The organism is Chryseobacterium paridis (genome assembly GCF_016595215.1).
In the GTDB taxonomy this organism is placed as follows: domain Bacteria; phylum Bacteroidota; class Bacteroidia; order Flavobacteriales; family Weeksellaceae; genus Chryseobacterium; species Chryseobacterium paridis.
This window is the reverse complement of sequence record NZ_JAENHK010000008.1, coordinates 16,564-33,206: the sequence shown is the minus strand read 5'-3', so window position 1 is coordinate 33,206 and position 16,643 is coordinate 16,564. Positions and strand designations below refer to the sequence as shown.

17 protein-coding genes are annotated in these 16,643 nt (G+C 33.7%); 4 read left to right on the top strand and 13 right to left on the bottom strand.

Going from position 1 to position 16,643, the window contains the following annotated elements; translation table 11 throughout:
- Nucleotides 1-17 precede the first annotated feature (17 nt).
- The 9 genes from def to JHL15_RS08620 form a co-directional block, all read right to left on the bottom strand.
- Nucleotides 18-635, bottom strand: coding sequence for a peptide deformylase (gene def, locus JHL15_RS08660; protein ID WP_200245099.1), 618 nt, complete (start codon nt 633-635; stop codon nt 18-20).
- Nucleotides 636-979: 344 nt separating this feature from the next.
- Nucleotides 980-1,852, bottom strand: a complete 873-nt coding sequence (locus JHL15_RS08655; protein ID WP_200245098.1) for a ChaN family lipoprotein — start codon at nt 1,850-1,852, stop codon at nt 980-982.
- Nucleotides 1,853-2,073: 221 nt separating this feature from the next.
- Nucleotides 2,074-3,102 (bottom strand): hemin-degrading factor, encoded by a 1,029-nt coding sequence (locus JHL15_RS08650; protein WP_200245096.1) that lies wholly within the window; start codon nt 3,100-3,102, stop codon nt 2,074-2,076.
- A 9-nt stretch (nt 3,103-3,111) separates the two neighbouring features.
- The gene (locus JHL15_RS08645; RefSeq protein WP_200245095.1) at nt 3,112-3,762 is read right to left on the bottom strand and encodes a class I SAM-dependent methyltransferase; all 651 of its coding nucleotides are present in this window, start codon (nt 3,760-3,762) and stop codon (nt 3,112-3,114) included.
- Nucleotides 3,763-3,764: 2 nt separating this feature from the next.
- Entirely contained in the window at nt 3,765-4,538 is a 774-nt protein-coding gene (locus JHL15_RS08640) for a heme ABC transporter ATP-binding protein (RefSeq protein WP_200245094.1), read from the bottom strand.
- Nucleotides 4,538-5,578 (bottom strand): FecCD family ABC transporter permease, encoded by a 1,041-nt coding sequence (locus JHL15_RS08635; protein ID WP_200245093.1) that lies wholly within the window; start codon nt 5,576-5,578, stop codon nt 4,538-4,540. The genes JHL15_RS08640 and JHL15_RS08635 overlap by 1 nt, the downstream gene beginning before the upstream one ends.
- Nucleotides 5,562-6,443, bottom strand: coding sequence for a heme/hemin ABC transporter substrate-binding protein (locus tag JHL15_RS08630; protein ID WP_200245092.1), 882 nt, complete (start codon nt 6,441-6,443; stop codon nt 5,562-5,564). Before JHL15_RS08630 ends, JHL15_RS08635 begins: the two co-directional genes overlap by 17 nt.
- Nucleotides 6,444-6,464: 21 nt before the next feature.
- Nucleotides 6,465-7,577, bottom strand: a complete 1,113-nt coding sequence (locus JHL15_RS08625; RefSeq protein WP_200245091.1) for an HmuY family protein — start codon at nt 7,575-7,577, stop codon at nt 6,465-6,467.
- A 13-nt stretch (nt 7,578-7,590) separates the two neighbouring features.
- Nucleotides 7,591-9,693 carry a TonB-dependent receptor plug domain-containing protein gene (locus tag JHL15_RS08620; protein ID WP_200245089.1) on the bottom strand — a complete coding sequence of 701 codons (2,103 nt, stop codon included), beginning with the start codon at nt 9,691-9,693 and terminating at the stop codon, nt 7,591-7,593.
- A gap of 93 nt (nt 9,694-9,786) precedes the next feature.
- Here JHL15_RS08620 and JHL15_RS08615 point away from each other — a divergent pair, with 93 nt between their 5' ends.
- Complete coding sequence (locus JHL15_RS08615) at nt 9,787-10,587, top strand: T9SS-dependent choice-of-anchor J family protein (protein ID WP_200245087.1); 801 nt, start codon at nt 9,787-9,789, stop codon at nt 10,585-10,587.
- Nucleotides 10,588-10,798: 211 nt separating this feature from the next.
- Nucleotides 10,799-12,070 (top strand): T9SS type A sorting domain-containing protein, encoded by a 1,272-nt coding sequence (locus JHL15_RS08610; RefSeq protein WP_200245086.1) that lies wholly within the window; start codon nt 10,799-10,801, stop codon nt 12,068-12,070.
- An 82-nt stretch (nt 12,071-12,152) separates the two neighbouring features.
- Here the strand turns inward: JHL15_RS08610 and JHL15_RS08605 are convergent, their stop codons facing one another.
- From JHL15_RS08605 to JHL15_RS08595, 3 genes are all read right to left on the bottom strand, one after another.
- On the bottom strand, nt 12,153-12,443 hold the full coding sequence (locus JHL15_RS08605) for a putative quinol monooxygenase (protein WP_089029969.1): 291 nt from the start codon (nt 12,441-12,443) through the stop codon (nt 12,153-12,155).
- An 86-nt stretch (nt 12,444-12,529) separates the two neighbouring features.
- Complete coding sequence (locus tag JHL15_RS08600) at nt 12,530-13,417, bottom strand: sulfite exporter TauE/SafE family protein (RefSeq protein WP_200245085.1); 888 nt, start codon at nt 13,415-13,417, stop codon at nt 12,530-12,532.
- 172 nt (nt 13,418-13,589) lie between these two features.
- On the bottom strand, nt 13,590-13,997 hold the full coding sequence (locus JHL15_RS08595) for an RrF2 family transcriptional regulator (RefSeq protein WP_200245084.1): 408 nt from the start codon (nt 13,995-13,997) through the stop codon (nt 13,590-13,592).
- 295 nt (nt 13,998-14,292) lie between these two features.
- Here JHL15_RS08595 and JHL15_RS08590 point away from each other — a divergent pair, with 295 nt between their 5' ends.
- Nucleotides 14,293-14,721 carry a DUF4268 domain-containing protein gene (locus tag JHL15_RS08590; RefSeq protein WP_200245083.1) on the top strand — a complete coding sequence of 143 codons (429 nt, stop codon included), beginning with the start codon at nt 14,293-14,295 and terminating at the stop codon, nt 14,719-14,721.
- A gap of 175 nt (nt 14,722-14,896) precedes the next feature.
- Here JHL15_RS08590 and JHL15_RS08585 read toward each other — a convergent pair whose 3' ends face one another.
- On the bottom strand, nt 14,897-15,415 hold the full coding sequence (locus tag JHL15_RS08585; protein ID WP_234047724.1) for a thermonuclease family protein: 519 nt from the start codon (nt 15,413-15,415) through the stop codon (nt 14,897-14,899).
- Between the two features lie 242 nt (nt 15,416-15,657).
- On the opposite strand from JHL15_RS08585, the gene JHL15_RS08580 reads away from it, so the two are divergent.
- On the top strand, nt 15,658-16,497 hold the full coding sequence (locus JHL15_RS08580; protein WP_200245079.1) for an SDR family NAD(P)-dependent oxidoreductase: 840 nt from the start codon (nt 15,658-15,660) through the stop codon (nt 16,495-16,497).
- Nucleotides 16,498-16,643: the final 146 nt, after the last annotated feature.

The following is a 16,643-nucleotide window of genomic DNA, read 5'->3' as shown; positions in this document are numbered from 1 at the left end:
ATAGGCAGCCATTTTTATTATTTTACTTTTTGAAAAGCATCTACTTTCAAATAAGAATTATTCTTTTCTTTTTCCTTTTTATCTGATATTAATATCCCAAATAAATGGTCAATTTCATGTTGGAAAATAACCGCTGTAAAACCCTCTACAATTTCTGAATACTTTTGACCTTTCAGATCTACATATTCTAATTGAATCACTTTACTTCTATAAAACTGATCCCGAAATTCAGGAATTGATAAATCGCCTTCAGGTCCGAGATTCTGTAATTCTGATCTCCATACAATCACCGGATTGATGAAATATTCCAAAGGATTATCTTTCTTATCAAAACGCTCCACCCAGATGATCTTCCTGTTAATTCCAACCTGTGGGGCGGCAATTCCTACTCCTCCATCTGTGGCCAGAAGTGACTCTTTCATTCTTTTAACCAATGTAATCGTATTGGGATCAACCGGATCAATTTCGGAAGAAAGGTTAAGTAATGTTTGATGTTGAGTTAAGTCTGTTGTCTGGTAAATGGGTAACGCAGAATCGATGTCCCCTTGATTGATTATAGCCAGCTCATTTGATGTCAGTTTTTGAGCATTTGTCCAAACAGCGAAACAAATTAACAGGAAAGATAGTTTTTTCATTTCTAAGTTATTAATGTATTCATGTATTAATGTAAAATGTATTCATGATTATCAAAGTTGTCTTTGTCATTACTGTCATTTCGAATGATACAAAGGGTGATGAGAAATCTTTTTAATAATTGTATTAATGTACAATGTATTCATGTATTTCTCTTTTGGTATTGTTGTCATTTCGAATGAAACAAAGTGTAGTGAGAAATCTTTTTACATAATTGTATTAATGTATAATATATAAAATTACAGATCCTTCATACATTTATTAAAAAAATAAAACTTCTCAGTTGACCTCCAAAATCATTGTACATGAATACTTTTTACATTGTACAACTCTTTTATCTTCAAAATTAAAAAGTTTTCGTCATATCTGCTGGAATAATCAGATTGAAATCAGTTGGAATGTATTCCTTTTCCGGAACCTTTAATGCCGGATCTTCGGATTCAAAAACAGAGATTACAGCCATTTTTAGTTTAGGGTTCTTTTGTTTGACATACCAATAGGTCCCACCAAATTCTTTACTGTGATAATTACCATTATAATGAATGAAAGTTTTTCCTGCCTGAATATTTTTCAGGATAGATTCCGCCATCGTTGCATCTTTGGTTGCCTGAGCGGAGATAAAGTTCATCACTTTTGTTCCTTCCGCATGATCACCCATCATTTTTTTCATTTCAGGATAACCTGGTGTATCCAGTGTTACTTTAATAGGCAGTTGAGCAATATAGGTTTTTTCCTTTGCTGTTAATTTATTTAAAGATTCCAGTCCTTCTTTTGCTGTTTGGGAAGCATATCGTCTTGGAATATTGGTCGCTATAAAATTCAACTTTTTAGCTTTGGCAAAATCCACTAATGGTTTGTAATCAGTTGCATAATTATTCCATAAGCGCGCTGAATCTTTCAGTGTCTTCGCATCAAAAGTTCCATTTAAATATTGATTTAATTGTGCCTGATTATCTCTTTCAAACATTTCAGCTCCTAAAATAATCTGTCCGTTTTTCTTTTCATATAAAGCTTCTGTCAGTTTTAACTGAAGCCAGTGATTGATCGAGCTATTATGATTTTCACCAAAGAAAACCACGTCATAATCAGCAAGTTCTTTTACTAATTTATCCGTCTCTATCTCATGTCCTTTTTTATCATAAAACTGATAAGCTTTTAAGTCTTGAGCGTTGGCTATACCAAAACTTATAAGCAGTATTGCAACTAGAATATTTCTCATTATAATTATTTTTTGTTAAGGCGAAAGGGCTGAAAGGCGAAATCGCAAAATCGCGGAATTGTTTAATCGCAAACGAGCCTTTTTGCTGTTCAGCTTTTTCGCATTTCAGCCCTTTTGCAATTTAGCCTTTTTGCGGATTTACAAATGAACAATTTTACCCCTAAAAAAAGACCGTTCTGATTTATAAAAAACAAAACGGCCTAAATCAAATCATCTAACTATTACTTTTCCAATTCTGCTACAAGGTCTTTCCACTCTTGTAATTCAGGAATTCCAGGTTTTCTTTTTCCGAAGAACTGAACAATGAAATCTCCTTCTTTATTAAAGATTTCAATAGCGGTCACTTCTCCATCTTCAGTTGGTTTTTTTACAATCCATGCTTCCTCAATTTTAGTTACATCTAAATGTAAATTGAAATCAGGATCCATTACATTGAACCACTGCTGATGCCAAAGCGTTTTCTTTACATTCCCTGTATGAATCTGAATAATTCCTCTGTTTCCTACGAAAACCATAATAGGAACATTTTTTTCAGAAGCATCTTCAAGAATGGTAACTACTTTAGCATTATCTATTTTCTTAGCATAACCTTCCGGAGCTAAACGCAAAGCCTGAGTTCTGCTCACTCCGAATTTTCTTGTCATCATGAAAAAATCATGAGTATCTTTTAATTCGATCCATGCTTTTTTGAAACCTTCAGCATCAATTTCAGAGTCTGGCTTTTCAGCTGGCTTCGGAGCAATAGCTTCAAAAGTGAACACTTCATTTTGATCTTCTGCTTTATATTTTCCAACAATTGCATCGAAAGCTTCTTCGTTGCTATCTTTCGTCAAATAGATCTTGTGAAGAGCCAATCCGTCCTTTCCAAAGAACTGTAAACTTTTCTTATCTCCTTCTACTACAGCAAAAGCAAACTTCCAGGAGTTAAGGAAAATCCTAAGATCAATATCTTCACCTACGAAAAGCTGTGCATGAGGGCTACTAAAGTCACCATTCAGGTAAGTTCCTTTTCTTTCGTGAACACATTCGTCATTACGCGTAAGAGCCATTACTTTACCTAATTGCTCAACTTCAGTTAAAATATTCTGAAATTCTGGTTTTAAAATGGTTACCCCTTCACCTATATTAGTCACTAATAAATCAGCTTCGCTTACACCTAATTGTAAAGCAGCATTTCTTATTCTTATATGTGGATTTTCTACTTTTAAAGCTTCCCACTTTTCTCTTAATTCGTTAACTAATGTGCTCATCTTATTTTTTTATTTTTTTATGGTTAAAACTGTATAAATTCTATGTATTGTTTCGTTTCCGGATTTACTTTGTATGTCTTCTTCCTTTTCAGAGATTTTCATTCTTTTAAAATGACTCTTGGAAATTACCTCTTCCATTTCTTCATTGCTGTATAACGTAAAATTGTATTGGGTGAATGGTAATTTTTCCATGAAATCCCTTTGTCCAAAGGTCAGAACAAATGTTCCGTTATCTTTTAAAACTCTATAAATTTCATTTAAAAATTCAACGGGCTGTTCCCAAAAATATACGGTATTGACCGTAAATATTTTATCAAATATTTTATCCTTAAATGGAAGTTTTTTCCCTTCATACAAGACAAATTCCGCTTCGTTTGCGAATTCTTTATTTAATCTTTTAGCTTCTTCATGCATGGTTTCGGAAATATCGATCCCTGTATACCTGATATTTTTAGCTTTATCAAAAATACTTTTCAGGTGACCTGCGTTTCCGTGTCCTATTTCAAGGATATATTCATCATCTTCTATCAGTAGTGTTTTAATACTTTCCGATGTCATGCTGATGTTGGTGGCATTCATCATTTCACCAATCTCAATTCCTTTTTCTCCCTGAGGATTAGCCAGGTTCTGAGCAAGAATTTTTAGTTCATCTTTTTCCATGGTTATCCAAAAATGATCATTGGGTTATTAGTAATCGGGTGATCACAAATGGTGCAAGGGAAATTGTAGGCTTTGCTAATATTTTCAGCGGTAAAAACTTCCTGTGGTGTACCATAAGATGAAACCCGTCCTGATTTCATTAATAATATTTTGTCGGCGTACTGAGCCGCTAAATTCAAATCGTGTAAAACCACAATAGCACTGTTTGCCTTTTTTGTAAAATTCTTTATTATTTCCAGTGCTTTATACTGATGTTTAATGTCGAGATTATTCAAAGGTTCATCCAGAAACAGTAGCTTATGAGCAATATCATTTTGTAATTGTGCCAAAACTCTTGAAAGATGTACCCGTTGTTTTTCACCACCCGATAAAGTGTTGTATTCTCTATCTTTTAAATGATAAACATCCGTTTCATACATCATATTATTCATCGCCTCCAGATCTTTTTTTCCCGGTTGCGCATCGAAATAGGGATATCTTCCCATCATAACGACATCTTTTACATCTAAAGGAATATCGTTGCTGTTGTGTTGAGAAAACTTGGCTTTGTGCTTAGAAAGTTCTAACACATTCCATTCTTCAATAGATTTATTTTTAAATAAAACTTTCTGTTTTCCAGACTTCACTTCATTGGCTAAAACACTCAGTAAACTAGATTTTCCCGCTCCATTTGGGCCTACAATAGCTAAAAACTCACCGTATTCCAATGAAACATCTACTCCATCCAGAATATGAAATTCTTTATGCTTATAGCTGATCTGATGTGCCTTTATCATTAGAGTGATTTTTTAAATTTAACTAAAATAGCGATGAAAATAGGTCCACCCATTAATGCTGTCAATATACCAATCGGCAATTCTGAAGGTTGTACAATACTTCTGCTGAAGGTATCGGCAGTTAGCAGCAATATACTTCCACACACTGCTGATAAGGGTAAAATAAAAGCATAATTGGACTTGAACAAAAGTCTTAAAATATAAGGTACAATAAGGCCTACAAAGCCTATCGTTCCTGAAAATCCAACTGAAGTTCCCACCATTAATGCTACAATAATGATAATCTGCTTCTTTAATCTTTCCACATTAATCCCTAAATGCTGGGCATCTTTCTCACCTAACATCATTGCATTCAATGCTTTTCCTTTGGGAATTAAAATTACATAAGAAATGATTAAAACAATTACCAAAACAATATTTTTCGTCCACGTAGCGGCAGCTAAACTTCCTAAATTCCAAAACGTTAAATCTCGCAGCTGCTCATCTTTTGAAATATAGATCAAAAAACCAGTGATTGAAAACCCAATCGCCGTGATTGCAACACCAGTCAATAACATCATCACCACATTTGTTTTTCCACCACTCGTAGAAATCCTATATACCAACATCATGGATAAAAAGGCTCCAATAAAAGCAGCAATACCTACCAATGAAAATTGTATTACCTCAGGAAGATATTGTTTGAAATGTCCTCCTAAAACAATTGCAATAGCCGCAAGTAATGTTGCTCCCGAAGTTAATCCTATCAAATCTCCTGTTGCCAGGGGATTTTTAAAAAGTCCTTGTAATCCTGTCCCTGAAACTGCGAGCATACTACCAATCAAGATAGCCATAATGATTCTTGCAGCACGTACATCCCATATCACATATTTATCGCTAAGCGATACATTTTCATTTCCTTTTATAACCTCCCACAAAACTTTATATGAAGAAACTCCATTAAAGTTATAAACCCCTGTATTAAGTGACCATACTGCTATAATAACAAGCAGTATGGTACTTATAGTTAAATAAAAGTATAGTTTACTTTGTGTTTTCAATTAATAGTTTGTTTAATCCTACTGCAGCCTCTCCTAATCTTGGTCCGAACCCTGAAATAAGGCCTCCATCCATAGCAATGATTTTCTTATTTTTACCCGCGTTGGTTTGAGAAACACCTGGCATTTTCAAAGCACCTTCATTTCCTCCTGCACCCTCTAGTCCTGATGAGAAGAAGAACAATACATCCGGATTAGCTTTTACAACAGCCTCAGGAGTCAATGGTTTGAAATCTTCAAATTCAGTAACTGCATTTTGTCCTCCTGCAAGACCGATCAAAGCATCCATTGGTGTTTTTGTCCCGGAAACCATCAGCATATTTCCTCTTGCGTAGATGAATAATACTTTAGGCTTTTTAGCAATAGGTTGAACTTGCTTCAGATCAGCGTCAATTTTATCATTTAATTTTTGATAGTCTGTATTACCAATTGCTTTTGCAACCTGCTCGATTAATTTTTTAGTTCCGTCAACTGAATATTCTTGTTTGAAAACCTCAGCTTTTATTCCTGAAGATTTGATTTTTCCCATTAATTCAGGATTGATATCTTTATCTGATGCCAATATTAATGTAGGATTTACAGCCATAATAGGCTCGATCGTTATTGATCTTACATGTCCTAAATTTTTAGCTGTTGTCTTCAATGTCTCAGGATAGGTACTGGTAACATCAGTTCCTACAATTTCTTTTTCGTGTCCTAAAGCACTTACAATTTCTGTGATCCCACCACTTAAGGTTACAATTTTATTGTTGCTTTTTGGTGTTTCAGATGAAGTTGCTTCTGTAGAATTTTCTTGTTTAGCCTCCTCTGCCTTTTTGCATGAATACACTGCTACAAGCACAGATGCCACTAAAATTATTTTTTTCATGATATACTATTATTTGATTTATTATAAGGGTTCAAATTCAAAACTGGCATGTCCACGATTTCCTTGAGGATCTTTCATTTTATTAAACCTAAGCTTAAAATAAAACCCTTCTGCATCTTTTAAAACAAAGAAACGGTCAGCATAAACAAAAGCACCGGGAACCTCATTAGTTCCTGTAGTTGTTCTCCATTTATCTCCAATTGCTCTTTGGTCATTAGATACAAGCTTGGTAGGATCTACGTTACTTAGCTTAAATGAGTTATAAGCCTGATCTAAACTACCTGTAGCTGTTACCTGATACGCACTTACGCCACTGGTTGTGTTTGTAATAATAAAATCCGCATAAAAATAGCTTCCTGCACTATTTCCAGGACTCGTAAAAACTTCATTTGTAAAAGTCGTAAAAGCTAAATCCCAACTTTTTTTCTTTGGCTGAATATTAGCAGGTGTTCCAGTTTTAAGATTGAAAAAATTAAAATTATACTCAGTATCTTTTGTTATAATATATTCTTGGTAATTCGTAGCATTTAGATCTGCATATCTGATTTTATATCCATTGGGAGCTCGTAAAATTTGAATTTTTTTCCACCCTCTTGGATCAGATGATAACGAAACTGAACCTGCAGCAATGTTTGAGTTTGGATCTGCCAAGTTTCTACCTAAATTAACCAGATAAATAGGGTTGTCTGCGTCATTCTCTTTTATGGTACCAATCCCTGAAGATTGAGTCAAAAAATTACCATTTGGATTATCAACATATTGCATATTAGCTGCATTAAATGTTCCCACCTGAACAGTTTCCTTAAGACTCGCCACATCGGATTCTTTTACACTATTGATATCAGTCGCATTAGGGATTTTTGCAACCGCCATTGCTATGGAACCATTTAAAATTACCCTATAATCATCTCCCGTATAAAACCCAAGATCCCAGTCTGTTCTTTTATTGGTAACAAGCTTTTTGGAATCACTTAAATCAATCCAGACCTGATTAGCTTCAGTTGGGCCACCAACATCAGCATTAATTACTGAACCTGTCATTGGTGGTACCTTAACCGGATCTTCATCTGCTGAAAGACATGATTGTACAGCAGTTATGATAAACAGAAATGAAAATATATTTAAAAACTTCATGATATATTTATTTTTAGAATTGATACATTAATCTTGCAAAATAGCTTCTTCCATAATATAGATTCAAACGATCAGAACCCGTGGTATGTGCATTTCCGCCATTAGCAGTACTATTAATTGATGTTACATCAAAGATATTTTTAACTCCCACAGAAAGTTCAAGCTGATTTTTCCAAAATGGTTGGCTTACAATAAAATCCATCATATGAAACCCATCATTTCGACCTAAACGGAAAGCATTATCTTCCAGTACATACAATCTTGAAGGACCCGTATATTTATAATAAAGGTTAAATCCAGTTCCTATATCTTTCAATTTATAAGAAACATTGGCTCCGGCCTGGAAATTATATTGAAAATCAGTAGGTGAAGTGATATCCATATCCTGTTTTGAAACGGAAATACCATTTAATGAAGTCCTAACTCCCAAAGTGAACTGATCTTTAACAATATTGGCATTGGCTGCAAATAAAAGACTACGATAAGTATCAATATTCATGTACTTATAAGTAGAAGGTCTTTTTATCATTACCATTTCAATTTTATCCTTAAGATCAACATACAAAGCTTCGAGATTGTAATTGAATTTCCATCCATCTCCTATAGTGAAACCTTGGTCCCAAAATGCTCCAATGGAATACCCTTTTTCAGGGGCAAGATCAGGATTTCCCTGGATGTCGTGATTTACATTGACAAAATAAGTGAATAGTTCGTCATAGGTAGGATAACGATTAGCAGTTCCAAAAACACCTCTAAGATTAGAGTTTTCAGATGTTTTAAGCCTTGCTGATAGAGAATAGTTAAACTGATTATCAAATTTGTTGCTTAATGATAACCTAGCCCCTGGTCGTAGTGAAAATTTATCTGATATATTCCACTCACCTGAAATGAAATTACCATAAGTGAAAATTTTTCTTCGGATATTCTCCCCGTTAAATTCACCTGCTATGAGCGCTGCAGAACCATTAGTATGATCTAACTCATAACCTAATTGGAAATCAAATTTCTTGCTATCTAAAAAATTACTGAACATCCCTCTTGAATAGATCACGTCAGTTTTGTAATAGGATCTTTCATCATAATTAGTGTCCTTCGCTCTATTTGGTATATCATAAACATAATCAAAATACTTTCTATCTTGATTTTGATATGAGAAATCACCAGTATAACGAATTCTACCTAAAGTAGTCTGAACATTTAACTGATGTAACCAACGTTCTGTGTTGTATTCTCTGTCGGTACTAGTATAGGTTACTCCACCCTGCCCATCGTTAAGTGATATTCTATCAACTTTAGGATTATAGAAATTAAATTTCTCACTTAGATAAGATACCTTATAAAAAATTGAAGTCTTATTCTTGGTATATTTGATTAAGCCTGTTGCCTCATATTGATCTTTAGGATTCCATTCCAGACCTCTTTTATTATCTTGTCCAAAATATTTATAGCCTTCACTATTTCCCTGATATCCCATAAACTGATTATGGTTAAAACTGATATTCGTGAACCAATGATCATTAAAATTATAACCCACGTTTACGTTCTGAATATGTCTTCCTTTTCCTCTTTTTCTTAAGTCATAACCATCTCTTACTGTTTCTTCTTGTAAAGCTGCTCTTATGCTTAATTTTTTACTACTACTTTTCTTGGTTATAATATTAATAACACCTGCTAATGCGCCGTTACCATATTCAACACCCATACTTCCCTTTACAACTTCAATTCGCTCAATATTGCTTAAACTGATCTTTGTAAGATCTATATTACTTCCCAGTCCAGTATCTCCTACTACGGGAATATTATCGATCAAAATTTTGACATAATTTCCTCCTAATCCCATAATATTGGCAGTGGAGTTTCCTGAATTGGTATCAGGTGTAATTTGTATGTTGAGGGTTTGATTAAGAACATCAGCAGCATTGGTTGCAGCCATATTTTTAATTTGTTCTGCATCAATTACCTCAACTTTATAAATGGATTTATTAATAGATTGCTGCATATATTGTCCTGTAATGACAACTTCTTCTATTTTTTTTTGATTAAGAGAATCTTTTTCCTGTGCATTCATCCAAAAGATAGAGGACAATGATAGTATAGAAAGCACTTTCTTCTTCATAGACGCAAATTTTCGACAAATATAACGCTTTATTTAGAATCATTAAAAATAAATTACTATTTTTGTGGAATAATTCTAAATAAAGATAATGTTATGAACTTAAAACTACTTTTTGGAGCTTTAGTGTTTTCTACTATTACAGCTAATGCTCAGCTAGCAACAATAAATGAAAATTTTAATGCTTTTGCAGAAGGTCAGGGACAGACTGTTTTTCCACAAAATCAGTGGAATAATGTTTTTCCAGCAGCAGTGGGTAATCCTCCTCCAATGATGAACGTGGTAGCTAGTGGTAGTAATAAATTTGTTCAGTCATATTCTGGTGCTAATCAGAATAGCCCTCAATATTTAATTTCACCGCAGATTGTTACTCCAACGGGAGATAAAACGTTAAGTTTTAAAGCAAGAAGAAATACAGGCTCTGCGCCTGGAACAATACAGGTTGGCCTAGTTTCCAGCCCAAGCGATATGACCACATTTGTAGCGTTAGGAAATCCTACAATGTTAACAAGTGATGTATTTCAAACTTATAGTTTTCCTGTCCCTGCCTCTACTTCATCATATATTGCCTTCAAGTTTGTGGGTGCTATTGCTCCCCACACTGTATTAGAACTCGATGATGTAACCTATGTAGGTGCTTTAAGTACTTCAAATGTGGCTGTAGCATCTAAAGAAAATATCAAATTCGCTGTCAACACAGAGAACACAGCATTACAATTTATAGCTAAAAAAGATCCTAAAAATATTCAGGTTTATTCTGCAGCTGGACAAAAAGTAGCTGAGGGAAAACTAAACAATCAGAGATTTGATATCAGCAAACTTCAGACTGGTATTTACTATATTGCTATTGAAACAGCTGAAGGTTCAGTGACACAATCAAAATTTATTAAAAAGTAAGATTTATTAGATATTAACTTACGTTTTATTTAAGGTTGGCTTTTATTAAGTCAACCTTTTTTATTTTAAAAATCCTTTGAAATATGGATTAAATCTCAGAAAGTGACAAAAAATTAATACACAAACACGATAAAAATCATGTTTTTATTTAGACTCATTAAAAATAAAAACATACTTTTGTAGAATAATTCTAAATAACAACAATAAGGAGATGAGAACAAAACTACTTTTGGCTTCAATGTTTGCGTTGACCGTTCAACAAACAGTATTGGCACAAACAGATGTGAATGGGTATACTACAGTGAATTTAACAACTGGTGCAAATTACCAAAATCGAGTATTTTTTGATTTTAGTACAAATAACGTTGTATCTCAACCTGCTGATACATGGGACATCGCTTTCTTTAGAAATTCTAGTATGAGTTTTGGAACAAGGGTTAATGATGCACAAAATATAGAAGTATATCAAGCTTCAGCAGTTCCAACAGCATGGGATAACATCAATATTGCCAACATTGGTTCATGGGGATCTCCACTATACAACCCTGATCAGACCACTTCTCTTCAGGAGGGGGCTTTTGAACAAGGATCCGCAATGTACGGATGGGGTGATTACAATGGGGGAACTCACCACATAGATGGAAAAGTAATTTTTGTTTTAAAGTATCTGAACACTAATACTTATGTAAAGTTTATGATTACTGACTATTTTGGTGGATATACTTTCAAATATTCAAAATGGAATGGATCATCTTGGGATGCTACACAAACTAAGACTATAGCTAATGGGACAGATGATGCTTACTTCAATTATTTCTCATTTACAACAGGAGATAAAGTAGCTAATCTTGAACCACCCAAAGCAAATTGGGATTTAATGTTTACAAGATACTGGACATTCTATATGAATATTATGATGTACAGAATGTCAGGAGTTATTCAAAGTCCAACAACAACTGTCGCAAAAATACAACCTGAAACTCAGGAAATTGCAACATCGAATCTTCCTGCATCTACCGCTTTTTCTGGTAAAATTACATCAATTGGTCATTCTTGGAAGCCTACTTCAGGGATTTATAATGATGTTGTGTATTATGTAAAACAAGGCTCAGAATACTACAGAATGTACTTTACATCTAACGGCGGCGCTTCTACAGGGAATATGTATTTCAAGTACAAAAATATCACTGCAACTTTAGGTGTTAAGGAAATTGGCACAAAAGCATCTTTTGGAATTTATCCAAACCCTACAGGAGCTGATAAAAAAGTAACAGTTCTATTTGATGTAAAAGAAAAAGCAAACAACAAAGGAAATATTGAAGTATATGACCTTTCAGGTAAGCAAGTTTATAAAACTGAATTGACAAACCAAACCGGATTCTATAAACAAGATCTGAATTTATCTACATTAACTTCCGGAACTTATCTTGTAAAAATAACTTATGGTGGAAATACTGAGACCAAAAAGTTAATTGTAAAATAATTTCAATTTTAAATTTTAATACTTTCTATTTTTTCTAAAAAAGGCTGTTTACAATAGTAAGCAGCCTTTTATTATGTTTCTTTTAGTAGATTTTAAATCCTTTGTATACTTCTGTAGAACTTTCCATCATTCTTGAAGTGTCTCTACGGAAATTAAGAAGATGATCCTGTCCCATGTGATTATTATGATGCTCTACTGTTTCCCATAATTCAATCATAAAGAAGGTTCCCTTATTATCTTTATCCTCAATAAGGTCATATTGCAGACAACCTTCTTCTTTTCTGGTTTCTCTTACCAAATTCTGAAATAATTCTACCGCTTCCATTAAATAGTTTTCATTAAACTTGAAAAGCGCAATGATATGTAAATTCATTTTCTGTTTATTATCATGTAAAAGTAAAATATTTTCAAAACCGACTGCATCTTTACGACTTTTATTTTTCCACAATAATCATTTGCCTACTTGAAAACAGATTTATAAATCGTAATCAAACTCATGATAATAACTAATGATCCAATGAATAGAAACATCCTTTTCACAGGTAACCTTGCTGTAAGCATCGCAGAGAACGGTGCAGTAACAATTCCACCCATTAGAAGTCCAACGATAATATTCCAGTGTTGAATCCCCAACGTAAAGAAGAAAGTAATCGCTGCCGTTATGGTTAGGATAAACTTAGCAACCGTTGAACTTCCTACTGCAAATCTGGGTGTAAAGGCATTCTTTATCAATGTTCCTGTTACCAGTGGGCCCCATCCTCCCCCTGCAAAGGAATCTATAAATCCTCCGATTACCCCTAACCTTGTCAGGTTGGTTTTTCTTTTTAATGCTTTATTCTGCTTGGGTTTAAAAGCATTGGACAAGATTTGAATACCGAGGTATAATGTATAAAATGCAATAATAGTTTTGGTAATTTTCGAATAATATTCTCCAAGGTAGGTAAGAGATAGAGCACCGATGATGGCCCCAATCACTGCCGGAATAGCTAATTTCTTAACTAATGTTTTGCTTACATTCTTCAGCTTAATATGACTGATACTTCCTGCTGCAGTGGTAAAACTTTCTGCTGAATGTATACTCGCACTTACAATATGAGGAGGAATATTCAGGAATAGTAATGTGGTTGTGCAGATCACCCCATACCCCATTCCCATTGATCCGGCCACAATTTCTGCAAAAACCCCTACTAAAATCATCCAGTAAAAAATGTAATTATCTTTAGCCAGAATATTGAAAAGCTCATCAAGATACCCTAAACTGTACATCGAAAAGACTGTAATCAACAATACTGCAATTGTAACCAGCAGCACATTTAATCTAATTTGTATTTTTCTTGAAATCACCATCCTACATCATCATTTATTGGAAAACTACTATTAATGATTGATTTAGAAAAATTGTCTTGGTACCTTCATCGTCTTTTAAAATCATAGTTTGTCATTTGGAATCCTGCAAATATCAAACAAAATAATTATCCTACCAAAAAAGTAGACTATTAATTCAAAAAAAAGGATCAGATCAGTCGATCAAATCCATTAATGTTTTTTCTTCCAGAATCCTAAGAGAGGCATCCCGAACTTCAATTAATACATCGTGCAAGCCACAGTGATCTTCGTTGCAATCGTCACATTTTTCATAAAAATTAAGACTGACACAAGGAAGCATCGCAATGGGACCATTTACTAAACGAATGATCTTCGCCAGTTTTACATCAGCAGGATTTTCTTTAAAGAAATATCCTCCACCCTTCCCCTTCTTACTATCGAGGATGTTTGATTTTTTCAGTTCAAGAAGAATATTCTCCAAAAACTTGAGCGGAATTTTCTTGTGTTCTGCAATTTCGGAAATGAGCGTAGGTCCTTCATTTCTTTTTTCTACAAGATATGAAAGTGCCTTAAAAGCATATTGAGATTTTTTTGACAGCATTACAGCAAATTTAAGAAAATAGTTTCATATGTAGCGAAAGGCTGATTTGCTGATTTGCTGAAAGGCGAAATCGCCTAATTGTAAAGTAGTTAGAATGGAAAATAGCGAAATGGCTGATTCGCAAAATTGCTTTTAAATAGCTCTTAATTACTTTCTCAAACTCCAGGATTTCAATCTTTGGCAAATTCTTCTCTAGCATTTTAACGATTTCGCGATTTTGCAATTTTGCAATTTTACAAGTCGCCTTTTCGCTCTCCCCCCTTCCCCTTTCCTCATAATTCATTAAATTTGCAGTATGTTCAGTAAACAAGAAGCACAGCAATTAAAGAAAGAGTTTTGGACCGCTTTTGGGAAGTCATTTCCAAGAAAGTGGATGTTATATGATACTAAAGTAAAAGACTTTTCTTTTAAGTTTCACGCTGACAACAAAAAGGCCGAGGTCTCTCTGGATATTGAAATGAAGGATGAAATTTTCAGAAATGCTTATTATGAAAAAATCTGGTCATTAGAAGATATTTTAAAGGATTACATCGGTGATTTTAATAAAGATGAATACTTTACGTTGGATAATGGAAAGGTAATCAGCAAGATTTGGATCGAAAAACATCATGTCTCCATATTTAATAAAAATACATGGAGTGAAATTTTTGAATTTTTTGTTGAGAAAATGGATGGTTTCGAAAGGTTCTATTATGAGTATGAGGACTTTATAAAAGACGTTTAAATAATGCCTTTCCTACTTGAACTATTGGTCAGATTAATGCTGGGAATATTTTATATTCTCTCAGAACTATTCTTCGAAGCAATAGTTTCAAATGGCTTTACATATCTTTATAAAAAGATTAAAAAAACGGTGAGAATCTTCTTTTTGAAACCTAGCTAAACACACAACAATCATATTATTTTGAAATTTCCACCAAGGATAATTTAGTTTTCGACTTCTGTTTGTAAGCTTCTCTTTTTGCTTTTCTCCATTCCCAGGGTGAAACGGTTTGAGATCCTGACCAAAGTCCAAGTTTACGTGATCTTGCTTTTGATTCTAAAATTCCCAGATTTTGGTTATTGGAATATTGATAGTACCACCATCCAAAACCTTTTTTGATAATTTCCTCAGACAAATATTGATCATTATCAAAATATACTTTGGCAATTATTCTTCGATATCTATCAGAGCTTGTTTTGTAGTATGTAATTTGTTTACCATAGACAAGATCACTTGTAAATTGTTTTGCATTTTTACCAAATGGCTGCCCCTTTTCAGGACAATCTACTTCTGCAAGGCGTAGTGTAGTCTGGTTATTATTTTCATCAAGAACCAAAATGGTGTCACCATCTTTGATACCAATTACTTTCGCATTTGTTTGCGACAGTATTAAATTTGAAACACCTACCAACATGATTAAAAGTATCTTCCTCAACCTTCTCATTTATTACCTTTTCTTTAATTTTAAAAATTCCAAAACTTCAGGATGCAATTTTACTTATTTTTCTGGTTATGTTCGATAATCTTTCCCTCTTTTTATCAATAAAATCCCTAATAATTATCTGTCAATAATCTTTATAACCTCCATTCACGATTTGATTACATCATTCATTGATTGAGATACATTTTCTCCTGAGCATCTTTCCATCTTTGTATCATCATTTAAACAAATAAAAAATGGAAACAAAAAAAGTATGGTTCATTACAGGGGCCTCAAAAGGATTAGGATTAGCGTTAGCTAAAAAATTATTAGAAAAGAATTATTACGTGGTTGCTACCAGTAGAAATGCACAATCATTAATTTCCGAAATAGGAGAAACATCTGAGAAATTTCTACCCCTAGAAGTCAATTTAACTGATAATGAAGATGTAAAAGCAGCAATTTCAAAAAGTATTGATCACTTCGGACAACTTGATGTTATTGTCAACAATGCAGGATATGGACAGATCGGTACTTTAGAAGAGCTTTCAGATAAGGAAGCTAGAGCCAATTTTGACATTAATGTTTTTGGGACTTTAAATGTCATCAGAAATGCAATGCCTCATCTTCGCCAACAGAGATCAGGACATATTTTCAATATCTCTTCGATTGGTGGTTATGCCGGAAATTTTCCTGGTTGGGGAATTTATTGTTCTACAAAATTTGCAGTAGCAGGGCTTACAGAGTCTCTTGCAGAAGAAATTAAAGATTTTGGTGTAAAAGCTACAGTGGTTTATCCCGGATATTTCCGAACAGATTTCTTAAGTAAAGATTCTATAAAAACACCGGAAAATGTTATTCAGGAGTATGAAACGGCAAGAAATTCTGAACAATCTCACCTTGATGAAATTAACGGAAATCAACCCAACGATCCTGAAAAAGGAGCAGAAGCATTGATCTCTATAAGTGAAGAGCAAAATCCACCTGTTCATTTTCTATTAGGAAGCGGTGCAGATGAGTTTTTAGATAATAAAATTAATACGATCAAAGGTGATGCAGAAAAATGGGAAAGTCTAACTTTATCAACTGTAATTTAATTTTTCAAGAGCAATAAAGATCTTTTCGACAGGCTTATGATGGCATTAGTAATACTATAGTTAATATGCGAAATTTTACAGTGTCATTCTGAGTGAAATCGAAAGGTTTTAAGCAAAATCAATTTTAAAATAATTAAATAACTTAG